This window comes from Corynebacterium sp. KPL1824 (genome assembly GCF_000478095.1).
GTDB lineage: Bacteria > Actinomycetota > Actinomycetes > Mycobacteriales > Mycobacteriaceae > Corynebacterium > Corynebacterium accolens.
The window spans coordinates 613624-640058 of record NZ_KI515749.1 but is presented as its reverse complement, the minus strand read 5'-3'; the positions used below and the strand labels follow the sequence as shown (position 1 = coordinate 640058).

The 26435-nt window shown below is 63.1% G+C and carries 27 protein-coding genes; 11 read left to right on the top strand and 16 right to left on the bottom strand.

What is annotated here, in order from left to right; all coding sequences use genetic code 11:
- Positions 1-2 precede the first annotated feature (2 nt).
- From HMPREF1267_RS03005 to HMPREF1267_RS02995, 3 genes are all read right to left on the bottom strand, one after another.
- On the bottom strand, positions 3-968 hold the full coding sequence (locus HMPREF1267_RS03005; RefSeq protein WP_023028340.1) for an HNH endonuclease signature motif containing protein: 966 nt from the start codon (positions 966-968) through the stop codon (positions 3-5).
- A gap of 115 nt (positions 969-1083) precedes the next feature.
- On the bottom strand, positions 1084-1398 hold the full coding sequence (locus HMPREF1267_RS03000; RefSeq protein ID WP_023028339.1) for a DUF3017 domain-containing protein: 315 nt from the start codon (positions 1396-1398) through the stop codon (positions 1084-1086).
- Entirely contained in the window at positions 1395-2243 is an 849-nt protein-coding gene (locus HMPREF1267_RS02995) for a bifunctional methylenetetrahydrofolate dehydrogenase/methenyltetrahydrofolate cyclohydrolase (RefSeq protein WP_023028338.1), read from the bottom strand. The genes HMPREF1267_RS03000 and HMPREF1267_RS02995 overlap by 4 nt, the downstream gene beginning before the upstream one ends.
- Positions 2244-2266: 23 nt before the next feature.
- Between HMPREF1267_RS02995 and HMPREF1267_RS02990 the strand changes: the two genes are divergently transcribed.
- The gene (locus HMPREF1267_RS02990) at positions 2267-2737 is read left to right on the top strand and encodes a tRNA (cytidine(34)-2'-O)-methyltransferase (RefSeq protein WP_005277253.1); all 471 of its coding nucleotides are present in this window, start codon (positions 2267-2269) and stop codon (positions 2735-2737) included.
- On the opposite strand, the gene HMPREF1267_RS02985 is transcribed toward HMPREF1267_RS02990, so the two are convergent.
- Entirely contained in the window at positions 2721-4034 is a 1314-nt protein-coding gene (locus tag HMPREF1267_RS02985) for a PH domain-containing protein (protein ID WP_023028337.1), read from the bottom strand. The genes HMPREF1267_RS02990 and HMPREF1267_RS02985 overlap by 17 nt on opposite strands.
- Entirely contained in the window at positions 4031-4492 is a 462-nt protein-coding gene (locus HMPREF1267_RS02980) for a PH domain-containing protein (RefSeq protein ID WP_084539231.1), read from the bottom strand. Before HMPREF1267_RS02980 ends, HMPREF1267_RS02985 begins: the two co-directional genes overlap by 4 nt.
- 300 nt (positions 4493-4792) lie before the next feature.
- On the opposite strand from HMPREF1267_RS02980, the gene HMPREF1267_RS13315 reads away from it, so the two are divergent.
- On the top strand, positions 4793-5146 hold the full coding sequence (locus HMPREF1267_RS13315) for a hypothetical protein (RefSeq protein ID WP_023028335.1): 354 nt from the start codon (positions 4793-4795) through the stop codon (positions 5144-5146).
- Positions 5130-5357, top strand: a complete 228-nt coding sequence (locus HMPREF1267_RS02970; RefSeq protein WP_034657925.1) for a helix-turn-helix transcriptional regulator — start codon at positions 5130-5132, stop codon at positions 5355-5357. Before HMPREF1267_RS13315 ends, HMPREF1267_RS02970 begins: the two co-directional genes overlap by 17 nt.
- Before the next feature lie 167 nt (positions 5358-5524).
- Here the strand turns inward: HMPREF1267_RS02970 and HMPREF1267_RS02965 are convergent, their stop codons facing one another.
- Positions 5525-8644: an error-prone DNA polymerase gene (locus HMPREF1267_RS02965; RefSeq protein WP_023028333.1), complete on the bottom strand. Its 3120-nt coding sequence runs from the start codon at positions 8642-8644 to the stop codon at positions 5525-5527.
- Between the two features lie 136 nt (positions 8645-8780).
- Here HMPREF1267_RS02965 and HMPREF1267_RS02960 point away from each other — a divergent pair, with 136 nt between their 5' ends.
- The 3 genes from HMPREF1267_RS02960 to HMPREF1267_RS02950 all read left to right on the top strand — a co-directional run bounded on the left by HMPREF1267_RS02960 (position 8781) and on the right by HMPREF1267_RS02950 (position 11431).
- The gene (locus HMPREF1267_RS02960) at positions 8781-9644 is read left to right on the top strand and encodes a MetQ/NlpA family ABC transporter substrate-binding protein (protein ID WP_023016795.1); all 864 of its coding nucleotides are present in this window, start codon (positions 8781-8783) and stop codon (positions 9642-9644) included.
- A 72-nt stretch (positions 9645-9716) separates the two neighbouring features.
- Positions 9717-10754, top strand: a complete 1038-nt coding sequence (locus tag HMPREF1267_RS02955; protein ID WP_023025305.1) for a methionine ABC transporter ATP-binding protein — start codon at positions 9717-9719, stop codon at positions 10752-10754.
- Positions 10751-11431: a methionine ABC transporter permease gene (locus HMPREF1267_RS02950; RefSeq protein ID WP_005277229.1), complete on the top strand. Its 681-nt coding sequence runs from the start codon at positions 10751-10753 to the stop codon at positions 11429-11431. Before HMPREF1267_RS02955 ends, HMPREF1267_RS02950 begins: the two co-directional genes overlap by 4 nt.
- Here the strand turns inward: HMPREF1267_RS02950 and HMPREF1267_RS02945 are convergent.
- Complete coding sequence (locus HMPREF1267_RS02945) at positions 11418-12290, bottom strand: sucrase ferredoxin (protein WP_023028332.1); 873 nt, start codon at positions 12288-12290, stop codon at positions 11418-11420. The genes HMPREF1267_RS02950 and HMPREF1267_RS02945 overlap by 14 nt on opposite strands.
- Before the next feature lie 110 nt (positions 12291-12400).
- On the opposite strand from HMPREF1267_RS02945, the gene HMPREF1267_RS02940 reads away from it, so the two are divergent.
- The gene (locus HMPREF1267_RS02940; protein WP_023028331.1) at positions 12401-12958 is read left to right on the top strand and encodes a hypothetical protein; all 558 of its coding nucleotides are present in this window, start codon (positions 12401-12403) and stop codon (positions 12956-12958) included.
- Here HMPREF1267_RS02940 and HMPREF1267_RS02935 read toward each other — a convergent pair.
- Both HMPREF1267_RS02935 and HMPREF1267_RS02930 read right to left on the bottom strand, forming a co-directional pair.
- Entirely contained in the window at positions 12955-14487 is a 1533-nt protein-coding gene (locus HMPREF1267_RS02935; RefSeq protein WP_023028330.1) for a DNA polymerase Y family protein, read from the bottom strand. The genes HMPREF1267_RS02940 and HMPREF1267_RS02935 overlap by 4 nt on opposite strands.
- Entirely contained in the window at positions 14484-15113 is a 630-nt protein-coding gene (locus tag HMPREF1267_RS02930; RefSeq protein WP_034653455.1) for a hypothetical protein, read from the bottom strand. The genes HMPREF1267_RS02935 and HMPREF1267_RS02930 overlap by 4 nt, the downstream gene beginning before the upstream one ends.
- 97 nt (positions 15114-15210) lie before the next feature.
- Between HMPREF1267_RS02930 and HMPREF1267_RS02925 the strand changes: the two genes are divergently transcribed.
- Both HMPREF1267_RS02925 and HMPREF1267_RS02920 read left to right on the top strand, forming a co-directional pair.
- Entirely contained in the window at positions 15211-15630 is a 420-nt protein-coding gene (locus HMPREF1267_RS02925; RefSeq protein ID WP_005277210.1) for a hypothetical protein, read from the top strand.
- A 137-nt stretch (positions 15631-15767) separates the two neighbouring features.
- Positions 15768-16832 carry an HNH endonuclease signature motif containing protein gene (locus HMPREF1267_RS02920; protein ID WP_023028329.1) on the top strand — a complete coding sequence of 355 codons (1065 nt, stop codon included), beginning with the start codon at positions 15768-15770 and terminating at the stop codon, positions 16830-16832.
- Between the two features lie 63 nt (positions 16833-16895).
- Here HMPREF1267_RS02920 and guaA read toward each other — a convergent pair whose 3' ends face one another.
- From guaA to guaB, 3 genes are all read right to left on the bottom strand, one after another.
- A complete protein-coding gene (guaA, locus tag HMPREF1267_RS02915; RefSeq protein ID WP_023028328.1) occupies positions 16896-18470 on the bottom strand; it encodes a glutamine-hydrolyzing GMP synthase in 1575 nt (524 codons plus the stop codon).
- 254 nt (positions 18471-18724) lie between these two features.
- Positions 18725-19876, bottom strand: coding sequence for a GuaB3 family IMP dehydrogenase-related protein (locus HMPREF1267_RS02910; protein ID WP_023028327.1), 1152 nt, complete (start codon positions 19874-19876; stop codon positions 18725-18727).
- A 7-nt stretch (positions 19877-19883) separates the two neighbouring features.
- On the bottom strand, positions 19884-21404 hold the full coding sequence (guaB, locus tag HMPREF1267_RS02905) for an IMP dehydrogenase (RefSeq protein ID WP_023028326.1): 1521 nt from the start codon (positions 21402-21404) through the stop codon (positions 19884-19886).
- A gap of 120 nt (positions 21405-21524) precedes the next feature.
- Between guaB and HMPREF1267_RS02900 the strand changes: the two genes are divergently transcribed.
- Positions 21525-21896, top strand: coding sequence for a DUF5319 domain-containing protein (locus tag HMPREF1267_RS02900; RefSeq protein WP_023028325.1), 372 nt, complete (start codon positions 21525-21527; stop codon positions 21894-21896).
- Positions 21897-21943: 47 nt separating this feature from the next.
- Here HMPREF1267_RS02900 and HMPREF1267_RS02895 read toward each other — a convergent pair whose 3' ends face one another.
- Complete coding sequence (locus tag HMPREF1267_RS02895; RefSeq protein WP_023028324.1) at positions 21944-22702, bottom strand: hypothetical protein; 759 nt, start codon at positions 22700-22702, stop codon at positions 21944-21946.
- Positions 22703-22788: 86 nt separating this feature from the next.
- Complete coding sequence (locus HMPREF1267_RS02890; protein WP_023028323.1) at positions 22789-23340, bottom strand: sigma-70 family RNA polymerase sigma factor; 552 nt, start codon at positions 23338-23340, stop codon at positions 22789-22791.
- Positions 23341-23759: 419 nt separating this feature from the next.
- Here HMPREF1267_RS02890 and HMPREF1267_RS02885 point away from each other — a divergent pair, with 419 nt between their 5' ends.
- Complete coding sequence (locus HMPREF1267_RS02885; RefSeq protein ID WP_023016784.1) at positions 23760-24056, top strand: WhiB family transcriptional regulator; 297 nt, start codon at positions 23760-23762, stop codon at positions 24054-24056.
- A 368-nt stretch (positions 24057-24424) separates the two neighbouring features.
- Here the strand turns inward: HMPREF1267_RS02885 and groL are convergent, their stop codons facing one another.
- Together groL and groES are read right to left on the bottom strand one after the other, a co-directional pair.
- Entirely contained in the window at positions 24425-26050 is a 1626-nt protein-coding gene (groL, locus tag HMPREF1267_RS02880) for a chaperonin GroEL (RefSeq protein ID WP_023028322.1), read from the bottom strand.
- Between the two features lie 9 nt (positions 26051-26059).
- Positions 26060-26353 (bottom strand): co-chaperone GroES, encoded by a 294-nt coding sequence (gene groES / locus HMPREF1267_RS02875; RefSeq protein WP_023028321.1) that lies wholly within the window; start codon positions 26351-26353, stop codon positions 26060-26062.
- Positions 26354-26435 lie beyond the last annotated feature (82 nt).

Below are 26435 nucleotides of genomic sequence, written 5' to 3'. Positions count from 1 at the left end.
TTTTATCGGGCCCAGGGCGGGCGCCACACGATACCTTCATGTGGGCGGCGCTCTAGGCGCCCGCGCCGCGGCGGGGCATTGGGGTCATCGTCGTTGACGGCATTGTGATACTTGCAGGCGATGGTCAGGTTCTCAGCATTGGTCTCGCCGCCGAGCAGCCACGGTTGCAGGTGGTGAACCTGGCATTCATCGGCAGGGATATGGCAATCAGGCCACGGGCACACAGGATTTTCCGCCATCGCCATCTGTCGCTGCTTCCAGGTGGCCAGACGGCGCGTGTGGTACAGGTTCACGGGGCCGGTGACGGGGTGGATGAGGGTGATGAGGCCGGCATCGGCAAGCGCGCGCTCCGCTAGCTGCGCCCCGGTGATGGTGGCGCCGTTGGTTAGCTGCAGGGTGACGTCCTCGCCGTGGGTAACCTTCACCATGTCATCCAGGGTGAGGACCACGTTGGTGGTGATAGTGGAGGATACCGCACCCTCTGCGAATACCCGGCGCGCATCGTCCACCGTAGAGACGTGGTTATTAATCTCTGCCACCAGCTCAGATTCCGCGGTAATGGTCAGCGTCCACAGGTCGTTGGTGCGGCGGGTAAGCCGCACGCCTTCTGTGCGTTTCTGGGAACGTTCCTCTTTGACGAGGCGGCGGGCGCGCTTTTCAATCTCACTGGTAGAGACGTTGAGCCGGCATAACTCCTCGCGCAGGGCCCACGCCGCGCGCTGGGTTTTCAGCTTCTGCGCGTGCACCTCAATGATTTTCAGAGCATCGAGCGGGAGCGCGGTGGTGCGGGCGGCGCGTTGCTTGGCGCTAAACGATGTCGCGCCGAAATACGTATCCGCTAGGCGCGCGAATTCCGCGGCTTCTTTATCGCTAAAGCCGCGCTCTACTAATTCGGCTTCGGATAGCCCAGTACACTCCCCGATGAGCGCCATCGGGGAGTTGATTGCTGCGAGGTAATCCGAAATCATGGCTCCGAGCCTAAACCGCGGGCAGCAGAGGGCGCGAGGCCTAGTGCGCGCCGGCTGTGGATAACCACGCGACACGCCGCAGATTGGTGATACTGAAACAATCACCTGTGGATAACTAGCTGCCCAGCGCGTCCACGGAGTAGGCAAGAAAGGCGATCAGCGCGCCGATGACGCCTGTAAACGTGGCATCGAAGCGGCGCGATCGCACCGCCAGCACGCCGACACGGCTCGAATCGCACGTCAGTCGCACCACCGTCAGCCACAGCAGCGCAAGCCCAAGCAAGAAGGTGGCCCTGCGCCAATACTCGAAAATGGCATAACCGCCGGACAAGGCCACCCCGGCGATGAAGAGCCCGATGGCCACCCACTGCACGGAGGCGGGCAGCGGGGACGGGGCAAGGTGCGCGTCATGGGGATTGTCTAAATTCACGCCAGCTTTTCCGCGCGCTCAACGATGTTGCGTACCAAAAAGGCGCGCGTGAGCGGTCCGACGCCGCCTGGGTTCGGCGAGACATGCCCGGCCTTGTCCCAGCAGTCTGGGGCGATATCGCCGGTGAGCTTGCCGTCGACGCGGGAAACGCCGACATCGAGAAGCGCGGCGCCTTCCTTAATCATGTCCGCGGTGAGCATGTGTGGCTGGCCGGCGGCGGCGATGACGATATCGGCATTGCGGGTTTCGGCGGCAAGATCCTTCGTTCCGGTGTGACACAGGGTGACGGTGGAGTTCTCGCTGCGGCGGGTCAGCATCAGGCCAATGGGGCGACCGACGGTCACGCCGCGGCCGACGACGACGGTCTTAGCGCCGTTCAGCTCCACGCCGAAGCGGCGCAGCAGGTGCAGGCAGCCATTCGGGGTGCACGGCAGCGGGGCTTCCTCGTTAAGCACGAGCTTGCCCAGATTGACCGGGTGGAGGCCATCGGCGTCTTTTTCGGGATCGATGCGCTCGAGAATGGCGTTCTCATCCAAGTGCTTGGGCAGCGGGAGCTGGACGATGTAGCCGGTACAGGCGTCATCGGCATTGAGCTCATCGATGACCGCCTCGAGCTCCTCCTGCGAAATATCCGCCGGCAGGTCCTTGCGAATGGAATTAATGCCCAGCTTTTCGCAATCGCGGTGCTTCATCTTTACATAGGACTGGGAGCCTGGGTCCTCGCCCACCAGAACGGTAGCCAGGCCAGGGGTTATCCCCTTGTCTTTCAGGGCGGCCACGCGCTCGGCGAGGTCCGCAAAAATCTCGTCACGGTACAAGGTGCCATCTAGTTTGGTAGCGCTCATAGCCCCCATCCTAGACTGAAGGCATGAGCCAGCTGCACATCGTCTTTGATAATCCCGTCATTCCCACCAATACCGGCAATGCCATTCGCACCGCGGCGGTGACGGGCGCGAGCCTACACCTGATTGAGCCGCTGGGGTTTAACTTTGACGATAAGCACCTAAAGCGCGCCGGGCTGGACTATCACGACCTGGCGGATGTGCAGATTCATAAGGATTTCGACGCGTGCATGGAGGCGCTGCCCGGCGCGCGCGTTTTCGCGTTTACCACGCATACGGATAAGTGGTTTACAGACGTGGAGTACCAGGACGGCGACGTGCTGCTCTTCGGCACGGAGCCGACCGGCCTGCCGGATGAACACGTCAACCATCCGCGCATCACCGATCAGGTGCGCATTCCGATGGTCCCGGCTAGGCGCTCGATGAACCTCTCCAACTCCGCATCAACCGCGGTCTTTGAGGCCTGGCGCCAGCTGGGGTTTAAGGGAGCGGTGTAAGTTCTGGCAGGTCGCGGGAGCGCAGGCGGTTAAGCAGCGCGTGGGCATCGGCAAACGCGAGGTTGCGCGCCGCCATCTTCACGGGCCCCTGCACGAGGTCGAGCTCCACCGTGGCTAGGCCGAATAGCTGGGAAATCGGGCCGCGGCGCAGGGTGAGTTCCTGGATGTGGCGCAGCTCGATGGCTTGGACGCGGCGGTTGAAGCGGCCGGCGCGCACGATGACGTAGTCGCCGGCCAGCGCGACGGTTTGCTGCCGGTAATCGATGGGAGAGACCCATTTGGCGCGCGCGGGCGAGGCGTAGGTCGGGGCGGCATCGGCGGGCAGGAATTGCCGGGCTTGCTCGCGCTTGCCGACGGGCACGATCCGCGTCGATCCCGATCCCTCGCCGCTCGCCGTGCCACCGTAGCCGGCGACCAACACGCGCGTTTCGTACCAGTCGAAGGGCCGCCACAAGAACGGCTGGGTGACCTGGACGGCGTGGATGCGCTCGAGGCGGATGTTTTGGCGGCGGCGATCGGCAAGGCCGTAGGTGATATTGAGCACGCCATCATCAAGGGTGGCGGTATAGCGCCACGAGGAGTCAATCACGTTCCAGGCGCGCGGGACGGTGGCCACAAGGATGGGCAGCGTGATGGTCAGGGACATCGGCGTGACCACGAGGAATAAGAGGGCTGTAATGAGAATAATCGTGGATACATGCAAAGCGGCCGCGGCCAGGGAACGCGCGATGGGGATTTCGGGGATAAGGACATTGTCTTCTTCTTCAGCCGGCCGTTCTTCAGCCGGCCGCTCTCGTGGCTCGCCGTGGACGCGGGAGAGGATTTCGGCGCGCAGGGCCTCGGCATCGCGCTTTGTCAGGAAGGCGATTTCGATGGCGGACGACTGCCCGCCGGCCGTTTCCACGCGCACGGCCGCGAGCCGGAAGAGACGGGCGATAACGGGCTCGACGACGTCTACAGCCTGCGTGCGGTCATAGCGTGCCGTGCGCTGCTGCTTCGAAATTACCCCGCGGCGCAAGGTGAGTTCCTCCTCGCCCAGCTGGTATCCCATCTGGCGCCACCACACGCCGGAGACGAGCCAGACCACCGCGCACACTGCGATGAACCCGGCCAGCGCGAGGCCAATATCGCGCAGGTCTGCCGCGCTGTGTTCGCCGGTAACGAAGGCAAAGATTCCGCGCAGCGCCTCCATATTGACGTTTAAGGCAAAAGCCGCGATGACGGCCAGGATGACCGACCACAGGCGCAGCAGCGGGGTCAAGCGGTGGACGCGTTGGTAGCTCGGTTGAGCGCTCATAGGCCGCTCATCCGTTCGCGGGCGTGGTCGGCGAGGCGGGTGCGGAGGGCATCGGCAAGCGGGGCTTCCAAGCCCTTAATGGTGGCGTCCGTCGTAGCGGAGGCGGTGTGCAGCTGCAGCTCCTTGAGCCCGAAGGCGCGCTCGAGGGGGCCGGCGGTCACGTCCACGAACTGGATGCGGCCGTAGGGCACGACGGTGAAAGAATGCCACAGCTTACCGCGCGTAATGAGCAGCTCATCGTCTGTTTCGCACCAGCCCATGCGGCGCACCTGGGCCGGGATGAGCCAGAGCAGCCAGAAAAAGAGGACGGCGAAGAGCCCCGCCGCCCAGTAGAACCACGGGGTCCACCAGTACCCTGCCGCTGCGGCCGCCGCGGCGAAGGTAACCGTCCAGCCCAGGTGGCGGATGTAGCGCACCTTCACCAAGCGCGGCGAAACGGGGTTCATTTCTTCGCTCATAATCATTGACAGTAGCAATGAAGGCCACACCCTTGCGCAACTTATCGTTAATCGATATTATCGAATTACGACAACATCGAAAGTCGATAAGGGATCGACGGAAAGGATTGTCATGACCACCCCACCTCCAAAGCCGAGCGTCGCGAAATTAACGCGGCGGCCAGCATCGCCCTCCTCACCATTATCATCCTCGGCCCCACCTACCTGCGCGACCTTGTCACCGGACGCTTTTCCACCGCGCTGAGCGCGGCCATCCCGGAAGGCCTAAGCAAGCACAACCTCGACGGCGGGCCATTCTGGATGCTCACTGCGGGGCTCGTCGTCAAGATTGCAGGAATCTTGATTATCGCGTTCTTCGCCTACCGCTTGGTCAAACCAATGCTTCGTGGGCAGGTTTTCAATACGAAAAATGTCCGCTTCCTTAATGGAATGACCTTTGGGATTCTCGTCTGGTTTATCGGACGCTTCCCACTCGAAGGTATGGGCAATAACTGGGCTTCCTCGCAGCTCGACATTGACTGGTGGGCCAACCAGAGCGGTTCCTCATTAGGCGAGCTTGCGCTGCCCTACCTTTTTGTCTGCTCCCTCCAGCTCTTCTCAGTTGCCATCAAGCGCGGCAGCAAGCTCGAAGAGGAAGTTGAAGGCCTTGTCTGAGCAGCAAGAACCCCAGGTGATCTGCCACCTCGACCGGATAATGGAGGAGCGCGGTATTACCGGAGCGGCGCTGGCCAAAGAGGTAGGAATCACGCCAGTTAACCTGTCCGTCCTGAAGAATAATCGCGCCAAGGCCGTGCGCTTTAACACCCTTGCGGCACTGTGTGCGGCGTTAAACTGCCAGCCGGGCGATATCTTCGAAGTAGAGTAGGAAACCTTGTCATAGTGTTGGGGTTGTTATGCAGTACTTTGACCTATGTCCACGGAAATCTATAGGAAGAATTCCTAATGGCTAACTAGCTCACCGCAAGCGCTTAGTACTAGCCGGCGATGTTTTCTCGGCCTAGCCACCGCTTTTGGGCTTCGATGCGGAGAAAACTAGCGGAAATCGCGGGAGCCGCGCGAGAGGAAATCGCCAAAATCCAGCGGCTCGAGCTTGTCTGCAACCACGCTTACCGCGCCGGTGGCATTTTGCACGATGCCGCGGATGATAAGCGCGCGGGCGGTACGGGCGAGCACCTTCTGGCGGGACCACAGCCCGGGCGAGACCATCACATTCATCAGGCCGGTTTCGTCCTCCACGCCCAAAAAGGTCAGGCCGGAGGCGGTGCGCGGGCGCTGGCGGTGCGTAATGATGCCGGCGATGCGCACGCGGGTGCCATCGGGGACGTGGGGAAGGTGGGAGGAAGGCAGGACATCGCCAAGCGCGGCCCTGACTAACTCCATAGGCTGCTTATCGTGGGTGACGCCGGTGGCGGCGACATCGGTAGCCATCAGCTCGAAGGCCGACATGCCGGGCAGGTGCGGCGAGGCGAGCGCGGACGTGCCAGGCAACATGCCCTCGCGCTCGGTGGCGGCGACGCCAGCCTGCCAAAGCGCTTGGCGGCGTTCCAACCCCAAGCACTCCAGCGCCCCCGCCGTGGCCAGCGCCTCCACCTGCTCCACGCTGAGATCCGCGCGGCGCGACAGATCGGAGACGCTACTAAAGGGCGCGGCGGCCTCCACGCGCTCGGCGGCCTTATCCCCCAGACCCTTGATGAGGTTGAGGCCCAACCGGATTTCACCGGTGGGCAGCGCCCTGGCCTGCGCGCCGGAGTCGTTGATGCTCACTGGCAGCACGCGCACGCCGTGGCGCCGGGCGTCCTGAATGAGCGACTGCGGCGAATAAAAGCCCATGGGCTGCGCGCGCAACAAGCCCACGCAGAACTCCGCCGGGTAGTGATGCTTGAACCACGCGGAAAAATACACCAGCGAGGCGAAGGACTGCGAGTGCGATTCCGGGAAACCGTAGGCGGCAAAGGCGGTGATCTTGGCCCAGAGCTTCTCCGCGACCTCACCGTCGATGCCGTTGGTGGCGCGCAGGCCCTCGAAAAAGCGGCTGCGCAGCGCGGCCATCTTGGCCGGTGAGCGCTTCGAGCCCATGGCGCGGCGCAGGTCATCGGCCTCGGCGCCGGTAAAACCGGCGGCATCCACCGCAATCTGCATCAGCTGCTCTTGAAAAAGCGGGATGCCCAAGGTCTTGCCCAGCGATTTCTCCAGCACCGGGTGGTCATAGGTCACGGGCTCGAGGCCATCGCGCCGGCGCAGGTAGGGGTGCACGGAACCGCCTTGGATGGGGCCGGGGCGGATGAGCGCGACCTCCACCACGAGGTCGAAGAAGCAGCGCGGTTTGAGCCGCGGCAGCGTGGCCAGCTGCGCGCGGGACTCCACCTGGAAGACGCCGACAGCATCGGCGCGGCAGAGCATGTCATAGACAGCGGGCTCGGCCAGGTCGAGCTCCCACAGGCGCACCTCACGGCCGGTGGTGGCGCGCACGGCATCGATCATGTGGTGCAGCGCCTCCAGCATGCCGAGACCCAGCAGGTCGAATTTCACCAGCCCGGCGGCGGCGCAATCGTCCTTATCCCACTGCAGCACGGAGCGGTTTTCCATGCGGGCCCATTCCATCGGCACCACGTCCGCGATCGGCCGGTCACATAAGACCATGCCGCCGGAGTGGATGCCGAGGTGGCGCGGTTGGTCGAGGAATTGCTCGGCGAGTAAGGAGACATCGGCAGGCGGCTCGGCTATGCCCTTCGACCACGCATCGGCCGAGCCCTGCGGGTAGCCCAGCGCGCGTGCGGCGTCGCGGGTAGCCCCCTTGCGGCGGTAGGTAATGACGTTGGCAACCTGTGCTGCGCGGTCGCGACCGTGGGTGCGATAGACGTACTGGATGACCTCCTCGCGCCGGCCGGATTCGATGTCGATGTCGATATCGGGCGGGCCATCGCGATCCGGCGACAAGAAGCGCTCGAAGAGCAGCTGCGCGGAAATGGGCTCGGCGTTGGTAATGCCCAGCGCGAAACAGACGGCGGAATTGGCTGCCGAGCCGCGCCCCTGGCAGAGGATATTTTCCTGGCGGCAAAAATCCACCAGGTCGCAGACGATGAGGAAGTAGCCCGGAAAGCCCAGCTGCTTGATGATGCCCAGCTCGTGCCGCATCTGCTTTTTCGCCTTGGCCTGTATTTCGGGCGGGCGCGAGGCGTAGCGCTTTTTACCGCGCCGCCACACCTCGTGTTCGAGCCAGCTCATCTCGGTATGCCCCTCCGGCACGACAAAGTCCGGCAGGTTGGGTGCAAGGGCATCCCAGGTAAAGGAACATTCGCGGGCAAGGCGCACGGTTTCGGCGATAAGCTCGGGGCGACTTGGAAGTAACTGGGCCATCTGCTCGCCGGAGCGCAGCCAACCCGCCCCCATCGGATGGGCCTCCGGTGCGGCTTCTTCCAGGGATTGGCGGTGGGCCAAGGCCCGCTTGGCGGCGGCCAGCCTTACTTGTTCGCGAGTGGCGGCGGCTGGGCGGGCGGTTGCGATGGCTCGCAGGTTATTGTATTTATCCAGGAAACTATGGTGATCCGCGTCTTCGGGAGACATTGTGCACGCATATTCGAGAACTATGCTGTCTATTTTTATTCTTTCGAGAACGTGGTCGATTTTTTGTATCGCCTCCCACCCCAGCAGGAAAAAGCACTCCTCCTCTAGCTCGCGCGCCACGGCATCTAGGGGCGGGTAGGAAACGTCACCCTTTTCGCCGGCATCCATCCGTGCGCGGGCGATAAGGCGCGAGAGGCGGCTATAGCCCTCCGGCGTGCGCGCCAGCACGGTCACTGGGGCCTCGATCAGGGAAAGCTCCGCGCCATAAATGGCCGGAAGGCCCGTCTTAGCTGCGGCTTCCGCGAATTTCATCAGGCCGTAGAAGCCATCCCGATCCACAACGGCCAACCCCTCGAGGCCAAGCTCTAGGGCGCGGTCGACCAGCTCTTCCGGCTCGGCGGCACCGTCGAGAAAGCTATAGGAGCTTACCGCGTGCAGCTCCGCAAAGGGCACGGCGGAGTGCCCACGCTGGACAGACTCATCGCCGCCACCGAGGTGATGTACGGCGACGGGCGCGGCAGTGTCCTTGCCGGATAGTATCCTTTCTAAACGCGACCACGGCAGCGCCTTTCCACCATTAAATTTCACCCTTCACAGGGTAATATCGAATTGGTGTTCTATACAACCCGGCGCGATGAGACGCGTTCAATAGACAAAGCGGTTCGCTTATTGCTAGATTGCTAAACGGTCAATTTATTTCAACTCCTACATGTAAGGGGACCTCATGCAGATTCGTCGCGCAGCGGCCGCTACCGCCGCCGTTACCGTCGCCGCCACCAGCCTCGTGGCCTGCTCCTCCGACGCAGATGATGACAAGACCATCACCGTTGGTACCACCGATGATGCAAAGCAGGCCTGGGTTGCCTTTGAGCAAGAAGCCAAGGACGCCGGCTACGACATCGACATCAAGTCCTTCTCGGATTACAACACCCCGAACCAGGCCCTAAACCAGGGCGAGCTGGATACCAATAACTTCCAGCACCTGAAGTTCCTGGCTGAGTACAACCACGGCAACGGCACCAACCTGGTGCCCATCGTCGCCACCGAAATCGTGCCGCTGGCGCTGTTCTGGAAGGGCCACGACTCCCTCGACGGCATCGAGGGCGAAGAAGTTGCCATTCCGAATGACTCCACCAACCAGGGCCGCGCCATCAACGTGCTGGTCCAGGCTGGCCTTATCACCTTGAAGAAGGACGGGCTTATCACCCCGACCCCGCTGGACATCGATGAGAAGAAGTCCAAGGTCAAGGTCGTGCCGGTCGATGCAGCCCAGACCCCATCCGCACACGGCGAGGGCACCCCGGCGATTATCAATAACTCCTTCCTGGAGCGCGCCGGCATCGACCCGGCCACCGCCGTCTTCCAGGATGATCCGAACTCCGAAGAGGCAGAGCCTTATATCAACGTCTTCGCCGTTCGCGAGGAAGACGCCGATAACGAGGACATCAAGAAGCTCGCCGAGCTCTGGCACTCCGATGCGGTACAAAAGGGCGTCGACGAGGACTCCGCAGGTACCTCCGTCGAGGTCGAGCGCACCCCAGAAGAACTCCAGGAAATCCTGGACAAGCTCGAAGCAGATTTGGACTAATCACCCTTGCCTTCTACCCCGCCGGTTTTCACCCCGGCGGGGTTTGGCACTTCCTCACTAAGGACGCAACCCGTGGCAGATTCCACCCAGAACGGCACTCGCATCGAGTTCCGCAATATCACCAAGGTCTTCCAGCAGAAAAAGGCCGAGGTCAAAGCTCTTGACGATGTCTCCTTGACCGTCGATTCCGGCGAGATCATCGGCATCATCGGCTACTCCGGCGCCGGCAAATCCACCCTGGTCCGCATGATCAACGGCCTGGATACGCCCACCTCCGGCGAATTGCTACTCGATGGCCAAAATATCGTCGGCATGTCCGAAAAGAAGCTGCGCGGCATCCGCCGCAATATCGGCATGATCTTCCAGCAGTTTAACCTCATGAACTCCCGCACTGCGGCGGGCAATATTGAGTACCCGTTGCAGCTGCAGGGCATCGGCAAGCGCGAGCGCCAACAGCGCGTGCAGGAGCTGCTGGATTTCGTTGGCCTGGGAGATAAGGGGAAAAGCTACCCTGAGCAGCTTTCCGGCGGCCAAAAACAGCGCGTGGGCATCGCTCGCGCCCTGGCCACGAATCCGTCGCTGCTGCTTGCCGACGAAGCCACGTCCGCCCTCGACCCCACCACCACGCAGGAAGTCCTCGACCTGCTGCGCCGGGTGAATAAGGAGCTCGGCATCACCATCGTGGTCATCACCCACGAAATGGAGGTCGTGCGCTCCATCGCGGATAAGGTTGCGGTGATGGAAAATGGCCACGTTGTCGAACAAGGCAGCGTCTACCAGGTCTTTTCCAATCCCCAGACCGCCGTGGCCGCCAAGTTCGTCGCCACCTCGCTGCGCAATGAGCCCGACGTGGTGGAAACCGATGACCTGCTCGCCCACGAAGGCCGCCTATTTACCATCAACCTGACCGAGGAATCCGGCTTCTTCGGCGCCGCGGCCAAGCTGAAGGATGCGGGCGTATCCATCGCCGTCGTCCACGGCGGTATTACCACCTTGCAGCAGCACTCGTTTGGCAAGCTCACCGTGCGCTTGAGCGGCGACGACGCAGCCATCGAAGAGTTCTACCGCGCCCTATCTGCCACCACTCAAATTGAGGAGATTGAACGATGAACGTCAACTATCTCGCTGCCGCCGACTGGGACCGCTTGGGCGGATCGCTTGTCGATGCCATCGTCGACACCCTCATCATGGTCTCGACCACCCTCGTCGTCGCCGGCATTCTGGGCCTGGGGCTCGGTATTTTGCTCTACACCGCCCGCCCGGGCGGCATCCTGCAAAATAAGGCCGTCTACCTGGTGGTCAACCTGCTGGTGAACTTCGTTCGCCCCATCCCGTTTATTATTTTGCTGGCGTTTGCGCAGCCGCTCACCGTCGCCGTGATGGGCGGGTCCATCGGCCGCGAGCCGGCCACCTTCGTGATGGTCATCGCCGCCACGTTCTCCGTGGCGCGCGTGGTGGAACAAAACCTCGTGGCCATCGACCCCGGCGTTATCGAGGCCGCCCGCGCCATGGGCGCTTCACCGTGGAAGATCATTACCTCCGTGATTATCCCGGAGGCCCTCGGCCCGCTGATTCTGGGCTATACCTTCTTGTTTATCGCCATCGTGGATATGTCCGCCATGGCCGGCTACGTCGGCGGCGGCGGACTGGGTGACTTTGCCATCGTCTACGGCTACCGCGCCTTCGAGTGGGAAGTCACCGTCGTGGCCACGCTTATCATCATCGTGCTGGTGCAGGCCGCGCAGTTCTTTGGCAATTGGCTCTCCTCCAAGGTTATGCGCCGCTAATAAGCTCCACGCCCGTGGCCACAAGCGCCTTGCCGGTCTTGGGCGCGTCGCCGCAGGACGAGACCACTCCTTCCACGGCGCGCTGCTCGAGCGTCACGCTCCACCGCCGGCCATCGGCATGCGTGACCACGGGGCCCTGCTTTTCGTCTTCTGCGTGGAGCTGACCGTAGTAGAGGTCCTCGGAGGCATCGATAAGCTCGCGCGCTACCGCCAACTCCGCCACCTGGCCGCGCGGGCCGAAGATGCCGCGCCCGCGATTGACCGGGTAGAAATACTTTCCTTGCGCCGCCGCCGCAATCATCTGCGCGGCGGCTTCTTTATTCATCCGGCCAAAGGAATAAGCCCACGGCATGAGCATGACCGAGGGCGCGAAGCGGTGCCCCTTCGTGTGCGAGGTCTCCCACACCATATCCGGGTAATCCTCCACCAGCTCCGCGGCGAGCGGCCGGCCCTTCACGGCGCAGCACTTATCGCGCTTAGCGTGGGTGCACACCAAAACCAGGGGCGTATCGAGGGATCCTCCCCCGTTGCGGCCCGGCGCGGTGAGATCCAAATCCAGGATCTTTTCCGGACCGGTCATAAGGACCAATTCCATCACGCCCTGCTCGGCCCACACCAGGTAGCACCGGTGCATGGTGCCGATCTGGCGGCCATCGCGGCCAGGGCGGCGAATCAATTGCAGCCCGGCCTGACCCTTGAGCTTCTTCTTCAGCTGGGCCGTAAGCTCCGGGCCAAAAGTATCGCCATCAAGCACATCGCGCGACCAGCCGCCGGGCCACTCAAAGAGGACAAATACGGACTCTTTTTTCGCCGTGCCGGGCAGCGGTTCAACCTGGTAATCTGAACAGAAATCGGTCATATTCCCTAGCCTAACCCGTCTGCAACTCAGCTCACATATTTGGCAACAATTCGGTCAAGATCTGCCCCCAACGCTAGGCAGCAATTACTGGAAATTATACTCTAGTGGTCATGTATAAAGCCCGCCTCTCGCTCCTGCTTGCCGCCGCAGCCTTCCTCACCGGCTGCAGCACCGAATCAGCGGATGACACCACCATGGCGGCCTCTGTGGGAAACTCGCACATCAACCCGCTGGGTGAGGCGGATATGAGCATGAAAACGCTGCGCCCAGAGGCCCCTTCGCAGCTCGTGGTGACCAAGGTGCGCGTGGGCCAGCACGATGGTTTTGAGCGCGCCGTCTTCGAGCTCGAGGGCGAGGGTTCCCCAGGCTGGTTCGTGGATTACGCCGATAATCCCAAGCAGCAAGGCTCCGGCCAACCCATTAACTATGCCGGTGATACCGCGCTCAATGTCAATATCGATGGCGTGGTCTATCCGTTTGAGGCCGGCATTGACGAGCCGCGCATTGGCATCGTCGAGGCACCTGCCGGCGGCGTTATTACCCAAGTGGTCAACGGCCGCACCTACGAGGGCCGCAGCCAGTTTGTCATCGGCATGAACCAGCGCAAGCCTTATTCCGTGCAGGTGCTAGAAAATCCCACGCGCCTCGTGGTAGATATTCGCTCCTAATACGTCGCTTCCACGCGCCAACGCCCCTCTGCCCACACTAAAAGCCAGGCGCGCTGGCGTTGTTCCCGCTCAGCCTGGCCCACAATTTGTAGCCGCGCCGCATGCTGTGGTTTTTCGGTCCACCACTGCGTATCCACCGGCCACGGGCCAGCCCAGCCGATGACGCGGTAGCGGTGCGCGCCCCACCCGAGCGCCACGGGCACAGAGGATAGGAGGGCCTCAGCGGTGACGATGACGTCCCGCGCGGCGGCATCGATAAGCCGAATGCGCGCGGCCGGGTGGTTCGGCCCGCCGCCTAGGCGTGCGGGAAGCGGTGCGGGAATCCTGCCTGGCCAGCTGCCTTGCGGTGTGGCATCGCGCTGCTCCCCATAGGGCACGTACTCGATGCGCTCGGTCACCCCACGGCCACCGGCGGCCCGCGGCTGCAAGACGCGGTCTATGCCCAGCTGCGATTGCACGCGCGAAATCACCCGCTTGACCTGTTCCTGGGAGGTATCCCCGCCCCAGAGCCCAGCGGCCTGCGGCCTAGCCACCTCCACCGGCTCGAGCACCAGCCGCACGATCGCGGCGCCGTCCTTGCCGCTCGACCGCGCCGCCGTAAGCCACCCATCCAGCTGCCAGCGCACCCGGTCCGCGGTCGCTTGCTCCGTCAACGCCTCGTGCGTGCGCCATACCCGGGCCACGGTTTCACCAGTGGCCAGCTCCGCCACCACGCGCAGGCGCACGCACACCACTTCCGCCTCCGCCAACCGCGCGTGCAACTGCGCGGCCAATTGCCTGGCCACGAATGCCGCCGCATCCACGCGCTCGATGGATTGCTCGCTGCTCACGGACAGATCGGGCCGCGCCATTTCCGGGGACACCCGCCGGTCCGCCCGCGCGTGCGCCACCTCGTGCGCGCGTTTGCCCTGCTGCCCAAACCGGGTAACCACCTGCTTAAATGGCAGCGCCGCCACATCACCTAACCGGCGCACGCCCAATTTCTGCAGCTGGGCCACAAATTCCGCAGAAAACCCCAGCGCAGCCTCCTCGGCTAAGACGCCCACGGGCTGGGCGGTCAAGAAATCCCGGGACCCGCCCTCCGGCACCACCGCGCCTACCCCGCGGTGCCGAGCCGCGATGATGGCCGTGGCGATCTCGTCTGCCACGCCGAGGGTGGAATCAAAACCGGCGTGCGCGGTGGCATCGGCAAGCATCTCCAGCGCCTCCGGCCCGTGATAGCGCAGCGCCGCCCCCGCGTCCACGATGGCCAGGCCGGGCCGCAGCACCTCCACGGACGAGGCCACGGCGTCCAAGCCCGCCGCAATCTCCGCGAAGGCCGCGCCGTCCCTATCCGGGTTCGCCTCCACCACCTTTACCTCAGGGCAAATCGCCTGGGCCTGTCGCAGGCGCATCCCACGCCGAATGCCCGCCCGGCGCGCCGCGCTATCGCACACCAGCACCGCATGATTGCGCGCGATCAGCACCGGCCCCGCCTGCCCAACCGCCTGGATGGGCCAATCCGGAAACCACACCGCGGCCACCCTCATACGGCCTCCAACCTGCGGGCTTCGCCCATGGTGAGGCTCCCGCGCGCCGTGCCCTTTTTCGAGTCCACCGCAAGATCAATATCCACGCCGCGGATGCGCCCGCTGCCCTTGCCGATGCCCCGATACGTACTCACCTCCGCCCCAATGCGCACCGCGGTGCCCGGCAGCCGCGCGCCCACGGTCAGCACCGCGGCCTGCCCACCGCGGATCTTCGCCCACACCGGCCGTGCCTTGGCTGGACTCAATTCGCTGGACGGGCCATGGTGGATAATAAGGTCCATACCTTCTGTAAGCACGCTGGTTACCGCCCATGCCTCCAGGCCCGGATCGGGGACGGTGACCACGTTATTGAGACTCCCCATTTCGGCAACCTGTGCGAGAGAAAGATCCGGCCACCCCACTATCCCCACATGGCCCCCGCGGGCCGTAAGATGGCAGATAAGCTCCACCACGAGCGCGGGACATTCCACACACGAAACCACCTTCCGCCGGGCGAGCCCACCTGCGGGAAGTAGCCGCGCCAGCTGGGGAACGGTATCTACCAGCTCGTCTTCATCCTCCTGCTCCATCGCCTGCATGCGGGCGCGCAGCACCGCAACGCGGTCGGACCTATCCAGTCCCGCCACCGCTTTTTCCAGGCGAACGTTCGTTTGACTCACCCAGACAGTATGAACCCTCCACCGGACACATGCAACTGTATGTTCGAATGGTAGTCTTAAGCGCATGAACCTGAACGAGGCCTACGGTGCTATGCGCGAGAATCCAACCCCCATCCCCACCCCGCCGTGGGTGCGCCTCGGATCCTCCATCCTGCTCGGTGCCACCGTCGCGCTGCTGACCACCCGCACCCATTTCTTCGCCACCCTATCTGGGGCCGCGGTCTGCCTCGTGGCGGCCTTCGTCTTGGTCTTTGCCCACCCCTACCGCCGCGAGATGCGCTCCTATGCCGACCGGCACGATGCCGATCTCATCCCCACCATCGCGCAGCTAGTACCGCTGATGATTTTATGGCTCCTTATTATGCTCGCGCCCATCCTCGGCCTGCCCGCGTGGGGCTCGGCGCTGGTGTGGGTTGCGGTCTCATGCATCAGTTTTATCGCCTTCCCCCACGTGGATGGCACGCGCCGACTGGCCTTTGTCTAATCCATGCGACACTGCGGGGACTTATCCACAGGATTTCCCCTGGTTTTCACGCTACGGATCCGGGTTATCCACAAATTGCGCCTTTGCGGTTGCCCTAGCGATTGAGCGCGGGCTAACACCGCCCTAGCGTAGGCGGCATGAACGCACTCGAGACCTACCTCACCGCCCTCGCGCCCGGCATGGATATCATCGCCGCGTGCCGCGGGCTCTCTGGGTCTGAGCTTATGGAGCGCGGCGCCCCCGATGCCATCGCCGCCGACCTGCTCCTTTTATGCGAAAGCTACTACGGCCGCACCGCCTTTAGCCGGATGCAGCGCCGCGCCATTGCCGATGCCCGCACCAACGCCCACCCCATTGCCCTCCTCGCCGGCATCGAGCGCGTGGTCAACCGCGCGCCCAGCAAGAAGCAGGCGTGGGAGCTGCGCGCGGAGTGCTGTGCGATGTCCGCGGAGATGAGCGCCATTATCAAACACGCCCGGCGCCGGGTGCGCGAGATGAAAAAGTCCACGGTCAGCCCCGGCGTGCGCACCTACCGGCGCCCCAATGACTACTGGACGCTCGCCATTACTGGCACCTCCCGCTTCATTGCGGATCTGCAGGGCGCGATCACGGCCGCTGATAAAAAGCCGCTGCAGGCGGTGGAAGATATCTTCTTCGGCGCCGGTAGCGCCGCGCGCTCCACGGTGGTCACCAACGCCATCGTGCCGCTGGAGAAATTCATTCGCATCCGCGACGGCCACGGCGACGACGTGCAACTCGATCTCACCAACGGTGCGACCATGTCCGGTACCGAGTACCTGCGCCGCGTGCTTAACGATGCCGGCTATTCCGCCCCCGGCCCCAGCGGCAACGGCAGCGGTGATGGCGAAACGGGCTATGTCACCCTCGTGCATCCTGTAGAAGGGCCGGTCAACCTCTACCGCACGGCGCGCGTGGCCACCGATAAACAGAGGATGATGGCGGCCGCGGAAAATCCGCGCTGCGCCTGGCCCGGATGCAATCAGCCGGCCGATTTATCCCAGGTCCACCACCTCACGGCCTGGAGCCGCGGCGGGGAGACCAATATGAACAACCTCGTCGTGTGCTGCGCTTACCACAACGGCATCAACGACGACGATCCCAATGCCCCGCCTCGGCGCGGGCGGCTAGAAAGGGTGGGCGGTCGCATCGTCTGGCGGCCACCTGTAACACCCCGCAACTAGCCGCAGGTATGCGAAAAGGCGCTCAAGCACTGAGCGCCTTATACGCATGCCGTTTTGTGGGTTTTACTCCCACTCGATGGTTCCCGGTGGCTTGGAGGTGCAATCCAAGACCACGCGGTTGACGTCCTTAACCTCGTTGGTAATGCGGGTAGAGATCCTCTCTAGCACGTCATAGGGCAAGCGGGTCCAGTCCGCGGTCATGGCGTCCTCGGAAGATACCGGGCGCAGCACGATGGGGTGGCCGTAGGTGCGGCCATCGCCTTGGACGCCGACGGAGCGGACATCGGCAAGCAGCACGACCGGGCACTGCCAAATCTGCTCGTCCAATCCGGCATTGGTCAGCTCGGTGCGGGCAATCAGATCCGCCTGGCGCAGGGTCTCGAGGCGGTCCTCGGTGACCTCGCCGATGATGCGGATGCCCAGGCCGGGACCCGGGAAGGGCTGTCGGCCGACGATCTCTTCCGGCAGGCCCAACTCGCGGCCCACCGCGCGCACCTCGTCCTTAAAGAGCAGGCGCAGCGGCTCGACGAGCTCGAACTCGACGTCATCCGGGAGGCCGCCGACGTTGTGGTGCGACTTAATATTGGCGGTGCCGTCGCCGCCGCCAGATTCGACGACGTCCGGGTACAAGGTGCCTTGGACGAGGTAGTCGACGGTGGAGCCGGCGGGGGCATCGTCAAGCACGCCGGCCACGGCGCGCTCGAAGGAGCGGATGAACTCCGCACCGATGGCCTTGCGCTTTTCCTCGGGGTCGCTCACGCCAGCGAGCTTCTGCAGGAAAGCCGAACGCTCGTCGGCGGTAACCAGCTTGGCGCCGGTCGAGGCCACGAAGTCAGTTTCGACCTGCTCGCGCTCGCCCGCGCGCAGCAGGCCGTGGTCGACGAAGACGCAGGTCAGGCGATCGCCGATGGCGCGCTGCACCAAGGCTGCAGCGACCGCAGAGTCCACGCCGCCGGACAGGCCGCAAATCGCGCGGCCCTCCTCGCCTACTTGAGCGCGAATATCCGCGATGAGCTGCTCGGCGATATTATCGGCGGTCCAGTTCTGCTCCAGACCGGCGATCTCCGTGAGGAAGCGGGTGAGCACTTCTTGGCCGTGCGGCGAGTGCAGCACCTCTGGGTGGTATTGCACACCGGCCATCTGCTTGGCCGGGCACTCCATGGCGGCCACGGGCGCGCCAGCGGAGGTAGCCGTTACCGCAAAGCCTTCGGGGGCCGCGGAGACGGCATCGCCGTGCGACATCCACACCTTATGCGTGGGCTCGAGGCCCTCGTGCAGGATGCCGCCCTTGACGTCGATGTCGGTGCGGCCGTATTCACGCTCACCGGTAGACGATACGGTACCGCCGAGGATGTGGTTCATGGCTTGAAAGCCGTAGCAAATACCGAAGACCGGGACGCCGAGATCCAGCAGTTCCGGTTTGAGCGCTGGGGCGCCATCGGCATAGACGGAAGACGGGCCACCGGACAAAATGAGCGCGGCGGGGTCTTTAGCTTTAATCTCCTCGATGGAGGCAGAGTTGGAAACAACCTCGGAATAGATTTTGGCCTCGCGCACGCGGCGGGCAATGAGCTGCGCGTACTGAGCGCCAAAGTCCACGACGAGGACTGGGCGCGGGGTAGTATTTGGCTTAGTCACGCCCCATAGTCTAACCCATAGGCCCCGCGGCCCAGGAAGCGCTTGCTCATGTAGGGCATTGCGGCGGCTTTCGCGCCGTGGTGGCGCGGGCCGCGCAAGCGAATCGGGGTGCGCGAGGGCCCATGGACGCAAGTAACACAGGGTGCGCCAGGAAGCCGTGGGCGCGGCGGCGCCGGGCGCAGCGATTCGGCGCGCGGTGGGACTCGGGGCGCAGCAGCGCGAGCCCGCACCGTGCGAGGCGCGCCGCGCGCTACTTAGTAGCGAACCGCGAGTTCGACCTTCTGGAAGGACTTCAAATCGGTGTACCCGCACTTTGCGAGGGCACGCCGCAGCGCACCCACGAGGTTGGTGCGGCCGAATGGTTCGCTGGATGGGCCGTGCAGCACGGTTTCCAGGCTCGGCGCAGCCGCGGGTGCGGCATCGCCTGCGGTGAGGAAATCCACATCGAGGTCGGTATCGACGCCCGCGAACTGCGCGTAGCCGCGCGGGAACCGCGGGTGGCCTGCGGTAGCCGGCCAGTACCATCCCCTACCGCCTGCCTCTCGGGCCTGGGCAAGAAGGGGGCCGAGCGCGACGCTATCGGCGCCGCAGGCGAAGGCCTTGGCGATGGTCCCGGAGTTATCGAATTCCGCATCCGCAATGATGTGCACGTAGCGGCCTTCGGTCTCGTCGAGGTAGTCGCGGCGGGCGGCGGCGGCATCGGCAATGGCGGTGGCCATGGCGGTATCGATGCCGACGGTTTCCGCGTTGGTCGTCACGCCCGCGCCCACGATGACGCCGGCCGCCCCGGTGCGCATCAGGTGCAGCGCCGTGGTGTAGTCCGCCACGCCACCGGCGATGACGGGTACTTCGAGCGAGCCGATAAATTCCTTCAGGTTCAGCGGCTCGCCGCCCGTGGCGACGTGCTCCGCGGACAGCAGCGTGCCCTGGATAAACAGTAACTCGGCCCCAGCCGCGATGGCCTTGGGCGCCATCTCGCGGGCATTTTGGGGCGAAACGCGCACGGCGACGGTCACGCCGGACTCGCGCACTTGGGCGATGCGGGAGGCAAGGAGGGCATCGTCAAGCGGGGCGGCGTGCAACTCCTGAATGGTGGAGTTATCGCCCGGTTGGGAATAGATGCGCGCCAAGGCACCCTCAAGGTCCTCGTGGCGGCCCCACAGGCCTTCGGCGTTGATGACACCGAGCCCGCCCTGCTTGCCCATCTCGATGACGAACTCGGGCGTGGCGAGCGCATCGGTGGGGTGCGAAACGAAGGGGGTATCGAAGGTATAGGCATCGATATTCCAGGTGGTATCCACGTCCTTGGACGAGCGCGTGCGGCGCTGGGGAACGATGGAGACCTGGTCTAAATCAAAGGTGCGGCGGGACTCGCGGCCGATGCCGATTTCGGCGTATTCACGCATGATTGTCCTAGCGGTAGTTCGGGGCTTCGGCGATTTGCTGCAGGTGGTGCGGGTGGGATTCCTTCAGTCCCGCGGCGGTGATCTGGACAAATCGCTTGGTCTTGAGCTCATCTAGGGTGGCCGAGCCGGTGTAGCCCATGGCCGCGCGCAGGCCGCCGATGATTTGGTGCACGATGGCATCGATCTCACCGCGGAAGGGCACGCGACCCTCCACGCCTTCTGGCACCAGCTTGTCCTCGCTGCGTACGTCGGCCTGGAAGTAGCGGTCCTTGGAGTAGGAACGCTTTTCGCCGGAGAGCCCGCGGCCCTGCATAGCGCCCATGGAGCCCATGCCGCGGTAGCGCTTGTACTGCTTGCCCTGGTAGACCACGATGTCACCGGGCGCCTCAGTGGTGCCGGCAAACATGGAGCCCAGCATGACGGTATCGGCACCGGCGGCCAACGCCTTGGCGATGTCACCGGAGTACTGCATGCCGCCATCGCCGATGACCGGCACGCCCGCGGGAGCGGCGACGGCTGCGGCCTCCATCAGCGCGGTGATCTGCGGCGCGCCGACGCCGGCGACGACGCGGGTGGTGCAGATGGAGCCCGGGCCGATGCCGACCTTGATGGCGTCCGCGCCGGCGTCGATCATCGCCTGGGCGGCCTCGCGGGTGGCGAGGTTGCCGCCGATGACATCGACCTTGTCGCCGAAGTCCTTCTTCACGCGGGAGACCATCTCGAGCACGCGGTTGTTGTGGGCGTGGGCGGAGTCGACGACGAGGGCGTCAACGCCGGCATCGACAAGCGCGGCGGCGCGCTGATAGGACTCCTCACCGGTGCCAATGCCCGCGGCAACCAACAGGCGGCCGGAGGCATCCTTGGAGGCGTTGGGGTACTGCTCGGATTTTACGAAGTCCTTGACGGTAATAAGGCCAATGAGCTTGTTATCGGCATCAACGATCGGCAGCTTTTCTACCTTATTGGCCGACAGAAGCTCCAGGGCCTCGTCCTTGGACACGCCCTCGCGCGCGACGACGAGCGGCATCGCGGTCATGACATCGCTGACCTTGCGGTCAAAATCCGGCTCAAAACGCATATCGCGGTTGGTGCAAATGCCCAGCAGGGTGCCGTCCTTATCCACGACCGGCAGGCCGGAAATGCGGAAGCGGGCGCACAGGGCGTCGACCTCGCCAATGGTCATCTCGGGGCGGGCGGTGACCGGGTCCGTAACCATGCCGGACTCGGAGCGTTTGACGATTTCTACCTGCTCAGCTTGCGCTTCCGCAGACAGGTTGCGGTGCAGCACACCGATGCCGCCCTGGCGCGCCATGGCGATGGCCATGCGGGCCTCGGTCACGGTATCCATCGCTGCGGATGCCAGCGGCACGCCTAGGCGAATATTGCGGGTAAATTGCGCGCCGGTATCGACCTCGGAGGGCACGATATTGGACTCGGCGGGCAAAAGAAGCACGTCATCAAAGGTCAAGCCGCGCAGGGCTACCTTGTTCGGGTCATCTCCACCAGTGTGAATAGGGTAATCGCTCATCGAGGTATCTCCTTAAACAGGTTCAGCGGCTACCCCAACTGTAGTGCGTGCCCGGCCAATGACACCATTCAGGCTAGGGGTTAATTGCCTTAAGCGGGCAAGTTCAATAGGCTCGCAGGCGTGAACTTCTTCGCCAATATGCCCCGCGATCCTTTTGCAGACGATCCGAATGACCCCGCCTCCTTCTTGGAGGAGGACGAGCAGGTCATGCCGCTTTCCGATGAAGACCGCCTCGCCCTCATCCACGATCTCGCCCTGGTAGAGAAATTCGCAAGTGTGCTCGGCCCGCGCGGGATCGATGGCATCTTCTTCCTGTGTGAAGACTGCCAGGAAAACCACTTCTACGAGTGGGACATTATGGCCGCCAATATGCGCGCCACGCTGGCAGGCGAGCTTGCCCCAGTGCACGAGCCTGGAGCAGAGCCGGACCCGCGCCGCTACGTGCCGTGGGACTACGCGCTGGGTTACTTGGACGGCTTGGAAAACCGCTAGGGCTTTAGTGCGAGGGCTTTAGCCCTGCCCTCGTTACTCGAAGCCTGTTACTCGGAGCCTGGCCCCAACTGAATGGTTGTGGTGGGGCTTTCTTCGGGCTCGCGCGTCTCCGGCTGCGAGTTCTCCGGTGCTTGCTCCGTTACCACCACGGTTGAGGTCTGGTACTGCGTTTCCGTCACGGTCTTCGGCGCCGGTTCGGGCTTGTCCTGCGGCTGCTGCCCCGGCACGGTCTCGGTGGCGGTTTCCGTCACGGTCGTGTGCTTCGGACGGGCAGAGCGCTTCTTTTCGGCCTCTTCCTTGGCGGCGATGGCGTTTTCTTCCTTGCCTTCGGCCTCTTCGAGCTTGGCGCGGGCTTCCTTCATGAGCTCGCGCGCGCCTTCGATATCTCCCTCTGCCGCGCGGGATTCCATCTCATCTAAGGTCCCGGCCAGCTCCACGTTGCGGGTTTCATCTGGATGATCAAAGGCGCCGGAATTAACCATGACCCCGCCCGCACCGGCGAGGATCACGGTGGCGGCGGCCGCGCCGATAAGCCCATGCATCACGGGGCGATTGCGCCGGCGAGACCGCACCTTATTGAGGCTTACGACTTCCGGTTCTTCCTCTACCCCATCCACGCGCGGGGCTGGCGGCATCTGCTTATCGATGTCCCCCTTCAGCCCCAACAGCAGCCCAGCGAGCTCATCGCTGCCATTGGAGGGATCTTTACCCTGCGACAGCTCGGTGAGGAATGCATCATCATCTACCAAGGGCTGGAGCTGCTCCGTCAGGTCATCGTTATTCTTTTTAGAATGTTTGGAGGCCATGATGGTTTCTGTCCCTCCTTCCTTTCTTAAGGTGTACGCGTGCGACTAGAGCGGGGGTTGTGGCTTTAGCCCTCGGTAGCTAGTTGTTACCCAAGAGCCTTTCGCAATTGTGCGAGAGCTCGGTGCTGTGCGACGCGAACCGCACCCGGGGTAGACCCCACGATATCGGCGGTTTCTTCTGCCGAAAGACCAACGAACACGCGCAAAATAACGATGTTTTTTGCCTTGTCACTTAAGGTATCGAGCAAGGCGCGCATTCTGTTACTACCGTCATTTTCCAGCGCCCATTCCTCGGGAGTCGCCTCGTTCGCGGTGCTTTCTGGAAGCTCTTCGGTGGGTGTAGAGCGGTCGCGGCCCATGGCGCGGTGGGCATCGGTGACCTTATTAAAAGCGATGCCGTAGACATAGGCCATAAACGGCCGGCCCTTGTCTTCATAGGAATCGATAGAGGTGGCGACGGCGAGGCAGATTTCTTGGGTCACGTCTTCCGCGGTGGGCTGGCGCCCGCCACCGATGCGCGCGCGGCAATAACGCAGCACCTGCGGATGAATAATTTGCAGGATAGATTGCAGTGCGCGGCGGCTACCACCAGCGGCCAGCGGGACGAGTTCCGCTAGCTCTTTATCCTTATCGCTCACGAGTGCACCCTCTGCAGACTATTAAATCGATATTCAACCATATTTCCTCTGGGGCAGGGAGTGCAAAGGGACTATTGCGTTGCACACCTCCGCCTCGGCACTGCCCTTGCTTGGCGATGCCCCAGCAAGGAAAACCCCACCAAGAAACCCGCGCCCAGCGGTTGTACCCGCATTGAAGGCGGGTTTATGCCCCCTGCACAATAGAAAGAGGAAAATTCATAATTCGTTAACCTTAGTCATTATTGCAGGTAAATGGGCGCTAACGAGTCCCATAAATAGATACAATACCTAGAAGTTAAATACTAGTAACCCTTTGTTTACCAAGACGCGACACACTACAAATCGTTGCGGTTCGCGGATGACTCTCCACCGGCCGCCAGCGTAAGAATTCTCGTCCTGTTATAAGGAGCTTAAGAAACGTGTCTCAGTCCAAGTCTCTTCTCGGACCTACTGCAGATGTATGGGATTGGCAGTTGCAAGGTGCGTGCCGCGGTGAAAACTCGGACGTGTTTTACCATCCAGACGGAGAGCGTGGCCGCGCCCGTGCCCAGCGCGAAAACCGCGCCAAGGCCATCTGCAATTCCTGCCCGGTTATCGAGCTCTGCCGCGAGCACGCCCTGCGTTCGGCCGAACCGTATGGCGTCTGGGGCGGAATGAGCGAGTCTGAGCGCGTGGTGGCGCTGCGCAAGCGTCGCCGCGCAACGGTCAACGCTTAAGCCACAATTTAAGTTAGCGCGTAAAGCCCACACACCTCGCTCGCGGCGGGCGGGAGTCCGGGGTTCCGGACTAGCCCTGCTTGGCCAGCGCCTGCTGCAAATAACGCCCCGTGAGGGACTCCTTCGAGCCCGCTAAGTCCTGGGGCGTGCCACTAAAGACGAGGCGGCCGCCGGCTGAGGAGGAACCCAAAGCTTGGCGGCTTTTGTGAACTATCCTCTCTCCTTCTGCCACTGGCGGCTAAAAAGGCCTACCGGGGCATCGCACGGGTTATGGTTTCCGCGTGCTTTACGTATAAGCCAGAAGCCCGCCGCAAGCCGACCCAATAAGACGGGGAGGCTGCGGCGGGCTCTGGGCTATAGCGCAGGAATTAGTGGTGGTGATGGCCGTGGCCGTGACCGGCCTCAGCGTTGTCTTCTTCCTGCGGCTTTTCCACGACGGATGCCTCGGTGGTAAGAACCATGCGGGCAACGGAGGTGGCATTGACCACTGCGGAGTGGGTGACCTTCACGGGATCGATGATGCCGTTATCGATGAGGTTGCCGTACTCCAGGGAGTTGGCGTTAAAGCCTTCACCGTTGGCCATCTCAGATACGCGGGAGACGATGACAGAGCCATCGAGGCCTGCGTTTTCTGCGATCCAGAATGCCGGTCGGGTCAGAGCGCGGGCGACGGCGAGCACGCCGACCTTAGCCTCGCCCTCAAAGTCCTGGGCAAAGGACTCGAGTTCCTTGGAGATCTGTACCAGCACGGAACCGCCGCCGGCGATGACGCCTTCTTCTACGGCCGCGCGAGCGGCGTTGATGGCGTCCTCGACGCGCAGCTTGCGCTCGTTGACCTCGGTCTCGGTTGCGGCACCGACGCGGATAACGGCGACGCCGCCGGAGAGCTTAGCCAAGCGCTCCTCGAGCTTTTCCTTATCCCAGGTGGAATCGGTGCGGGCGATTTCGCCGCGGATCTGTTCACGGCGATCATCGAGGGCTGCGGCACTGCCGCCGCCATCGACAAGCACGGTGTCTTCCTTGGTAATGGTCACGCGGCGCGCGGAACCGAGCACCTCGAGGCCAACCTCGTTGAGGTTAACGCCTACCTCAGGGTCCACCACGGTAGCGCCGGTAACCACGGCCAAGTCATCCATGAAGCCCTTGCGGCGCTCGCCAAAGTACGGCGCCTTCACAGCGGCGACCTTCAGGACCTTGCGGATGGAGTTGACCACCAGCGCCTGCAGCGGCTCGCCCTCAACGTCTTCCGCGATGATGAGGGTCGGACGGTTGGTTTCCGCGATCTTTTCCAATAGCGGCAAGAAGTCCGGCAGGGAAGAAATCTTGTTGCGGACGAGCAAAATGGCGGCATCGTCAAGCACGGCGTGGTTAGTCTCTTCCTCCGTAGCGAAGTACGGGGAAAGGTAGCCCTTGTCAAAGGAAATACCTTCGGTGACATCCACGGTGGAGTCCATGGTCTGGGACTCTTCGACGGTGACCACACCATCCTTGCCCACCTTTTCCATGGCGCCGGCAACCATCTCGCCGACCTCCGGATCGCGGGAGGACACGGTGGCTACCTGCGCAATTTCAGAGGCGGAGTTGACCGGGGTGGCGCGTGCCTTGAGCTCCTCGACGGCCTTTTCCGCCGCCGCGGAGATGCCGCGGTTAAGCTCTACCGGATTAGCGCCGGCCGCAACGTTGCGCAAGCCCTCAAAAATGAGCGCCTGGGCCAGCAAGGTAGCGGTGGTGGTGCCATCGCCGGCGATGTCGTTGGTCTTGACCGCAACGGACTTGACCAGCTGGGCGCCGAGGTTCTCGAAGGGCTCCTCGACGTCGATATCGCGGGCGATGGTCACGCCGTCGTTGGTGACGGTCGGGCCACCGAAGGCCTTGGACAGCACGACGTTGCGGCCGCGGGGGCCGAGGGTGACCTTGACGGCATCAGCCAGCGTATCGACGCCGCGCTGAATTCCCTCGCGGGCTTCTTGGTCGAATGCAATAAGCTTTGCCATAAGTATTTCCTACTTCTCGATGATGGCGAGGATGTCGCGCTGGCTCAGCAGCAGGTACTCTTCACCGTCGTACTTCAACTCGGTGCCGCCGTAGCGGGAGAAGACAACGGTGTCGCCTTCCTTAACGTCCATTGGGATGCGGTCATCTTCGTCTTCCCAACGGCCCGGGCCGACGGCAATAACGGTAGCTTCCTGCGGCTTTTCCTTTGCGGAATCCGGGATAACCAGGCCAGATGCGGTGGTGGATTCTGCTTCTACGATCTGTACGAGGACGCGGTCCTCAAGCGGCTTAATAGTTGCCATGATGTTTCCTCCGTATTGTTCGTTTGCGCGCTCAATGGCGCGCGCGTGCCGGTTGTGGATGTCCAGCACAGCCGTCGTCGCG

Excerpts from the sequence above, each read along its gene's own strand:
- groES (WP_023028321.1), bottom strand. The coding sequence starts at position 26,353 with ATGGCAACTATTAAGCCGCTTGAGGACCGCGTCCTCGTACAGATCGTA.
- HMPREF1267_RS02945 (WP_023028332.1), bottom strand. The coding sequence starts at position 12,290 with ATGACCGATTTCTGTTCAGATTACCAGGTTGAACCGCTGCCCGGCACG.
- HMPREF1267_RS13315 (WP_023028335.1), top strand. The coding sequence starts at position 4,793 with ATGCTCACTGCGGGGCTCGTCGTCAAGATTGCAGGAATCTTGATTATC.
- HMPREF1267_RS02990 (WP_005277253.1), top strand. The coding sequence starts at position 2,267 with ATGAGCCAGCTGCACATCGTCTTTGATAATCCCGTCATTCCCACCAAT.
- HMPREF1267_RS02940 (WP_023028331.1), top strand. The coding sequence starts at position 12,401 with ATGTATAAAGCCCGCCTCTCGCTCCTGCTTGCCGCCGCAGCCTTCCTC.
- HMPREF1267_RS02985 (WP_023028337.1), bottom strand. The coding sequence starts at position 4,034 with ATGAGCGCTCAACCGAGCTACCAACGCGTCCACCGCTTGACCCCGCTG.
- HMPREF1267_RS02910 (WP_023028327.1), bottom strand. The coding sequence starts at position 19,876 with ATGCGTGAATACGCCGAAATCGGCATCGGCCGCGAGTCCCGCCGCACC.
- HMPREF1267_RS02925 (WP_005277210.1), top strand. The coding sequence starts at position 15,211 with ATGAACCTGAACGAGGCCTACGGTGCTATGCGCGAGAATCCAACCCCC.
- HMPREF1267_RS03005 (WP_023028340.1), bottom strand. The coding sequence starts at position 968 with ATGATTTCGGATTACCTCGCAGCAATCAACTCCCCGATGGCGCTCATC.
- guaB (WP_023028326.1), bottom strand. The coding sequence starts at position 21,404 with ATGAGCGATTACCCTATTCACACTGGTGGAGATGACCCGAACAAGGTA.
- HMPREF1267_RS02950 (WP_005277229.1), top strand. The coding sequence starts at position 10,751 with ATGAACGTCAACTATCTCGCTGCCGCCGACTGGGACCGCTTGGGCGGA.
- HMPREF1267_RS02995 (WP_023028338.1), bottom strand. The coding sequence starts at position 2,243 with ATGAGCGCTACCAAACTAGATGGCACCTTGTACCGTGACGAGATTTTT.
- groL (WP_023028322.1), bottom strand. The coding sequence starts at position 26,050 with ATGGCAAAGCTTATTGCATTCGACCAAGAAGCCCGCGAGGGAATTCAG.
- HMPREF1267_RS02960 (WP_023016795.1), top strand. The coding sequence starts at position 8,781 with ATGCAGATTCGTCGCGCAGCGGCCGCTACCGCCGCCGTTACCGTCGCC.
- HMPREF1267_RS02920 (WP_023028329.1), top strand. The coding sequence starts at position 15,768 with ATGAACGCACTCGAGACCTACCTCACCGCCCTCGCGCCCGGCATGGAT.
- HMPREF1267_RS02935 (WP_023028330.1), bottom strand. The coding sequence starts at position 14,487 with ATGAGGGTGGCCGCGGTGTGGTTTCCGGATTGGCCCATCCAGGCGGTT.
- HMPREF1267_RS02980 (WP_084539231.1), bottom strand. The coding sequence starts at position 4,492 with ATGAGCGAAGAAATGAACCCCGTTTCGCCGCGCTTGGTGAAGGTGCGC.
- HMPREF1267_RS02895 (WP_023028324.1), bottom strand. The coding sequence starts at position 22,702 with ATGGCCTCCAAACATTCTAAAAAGAATAACGATGACCTGACGGAGCAG.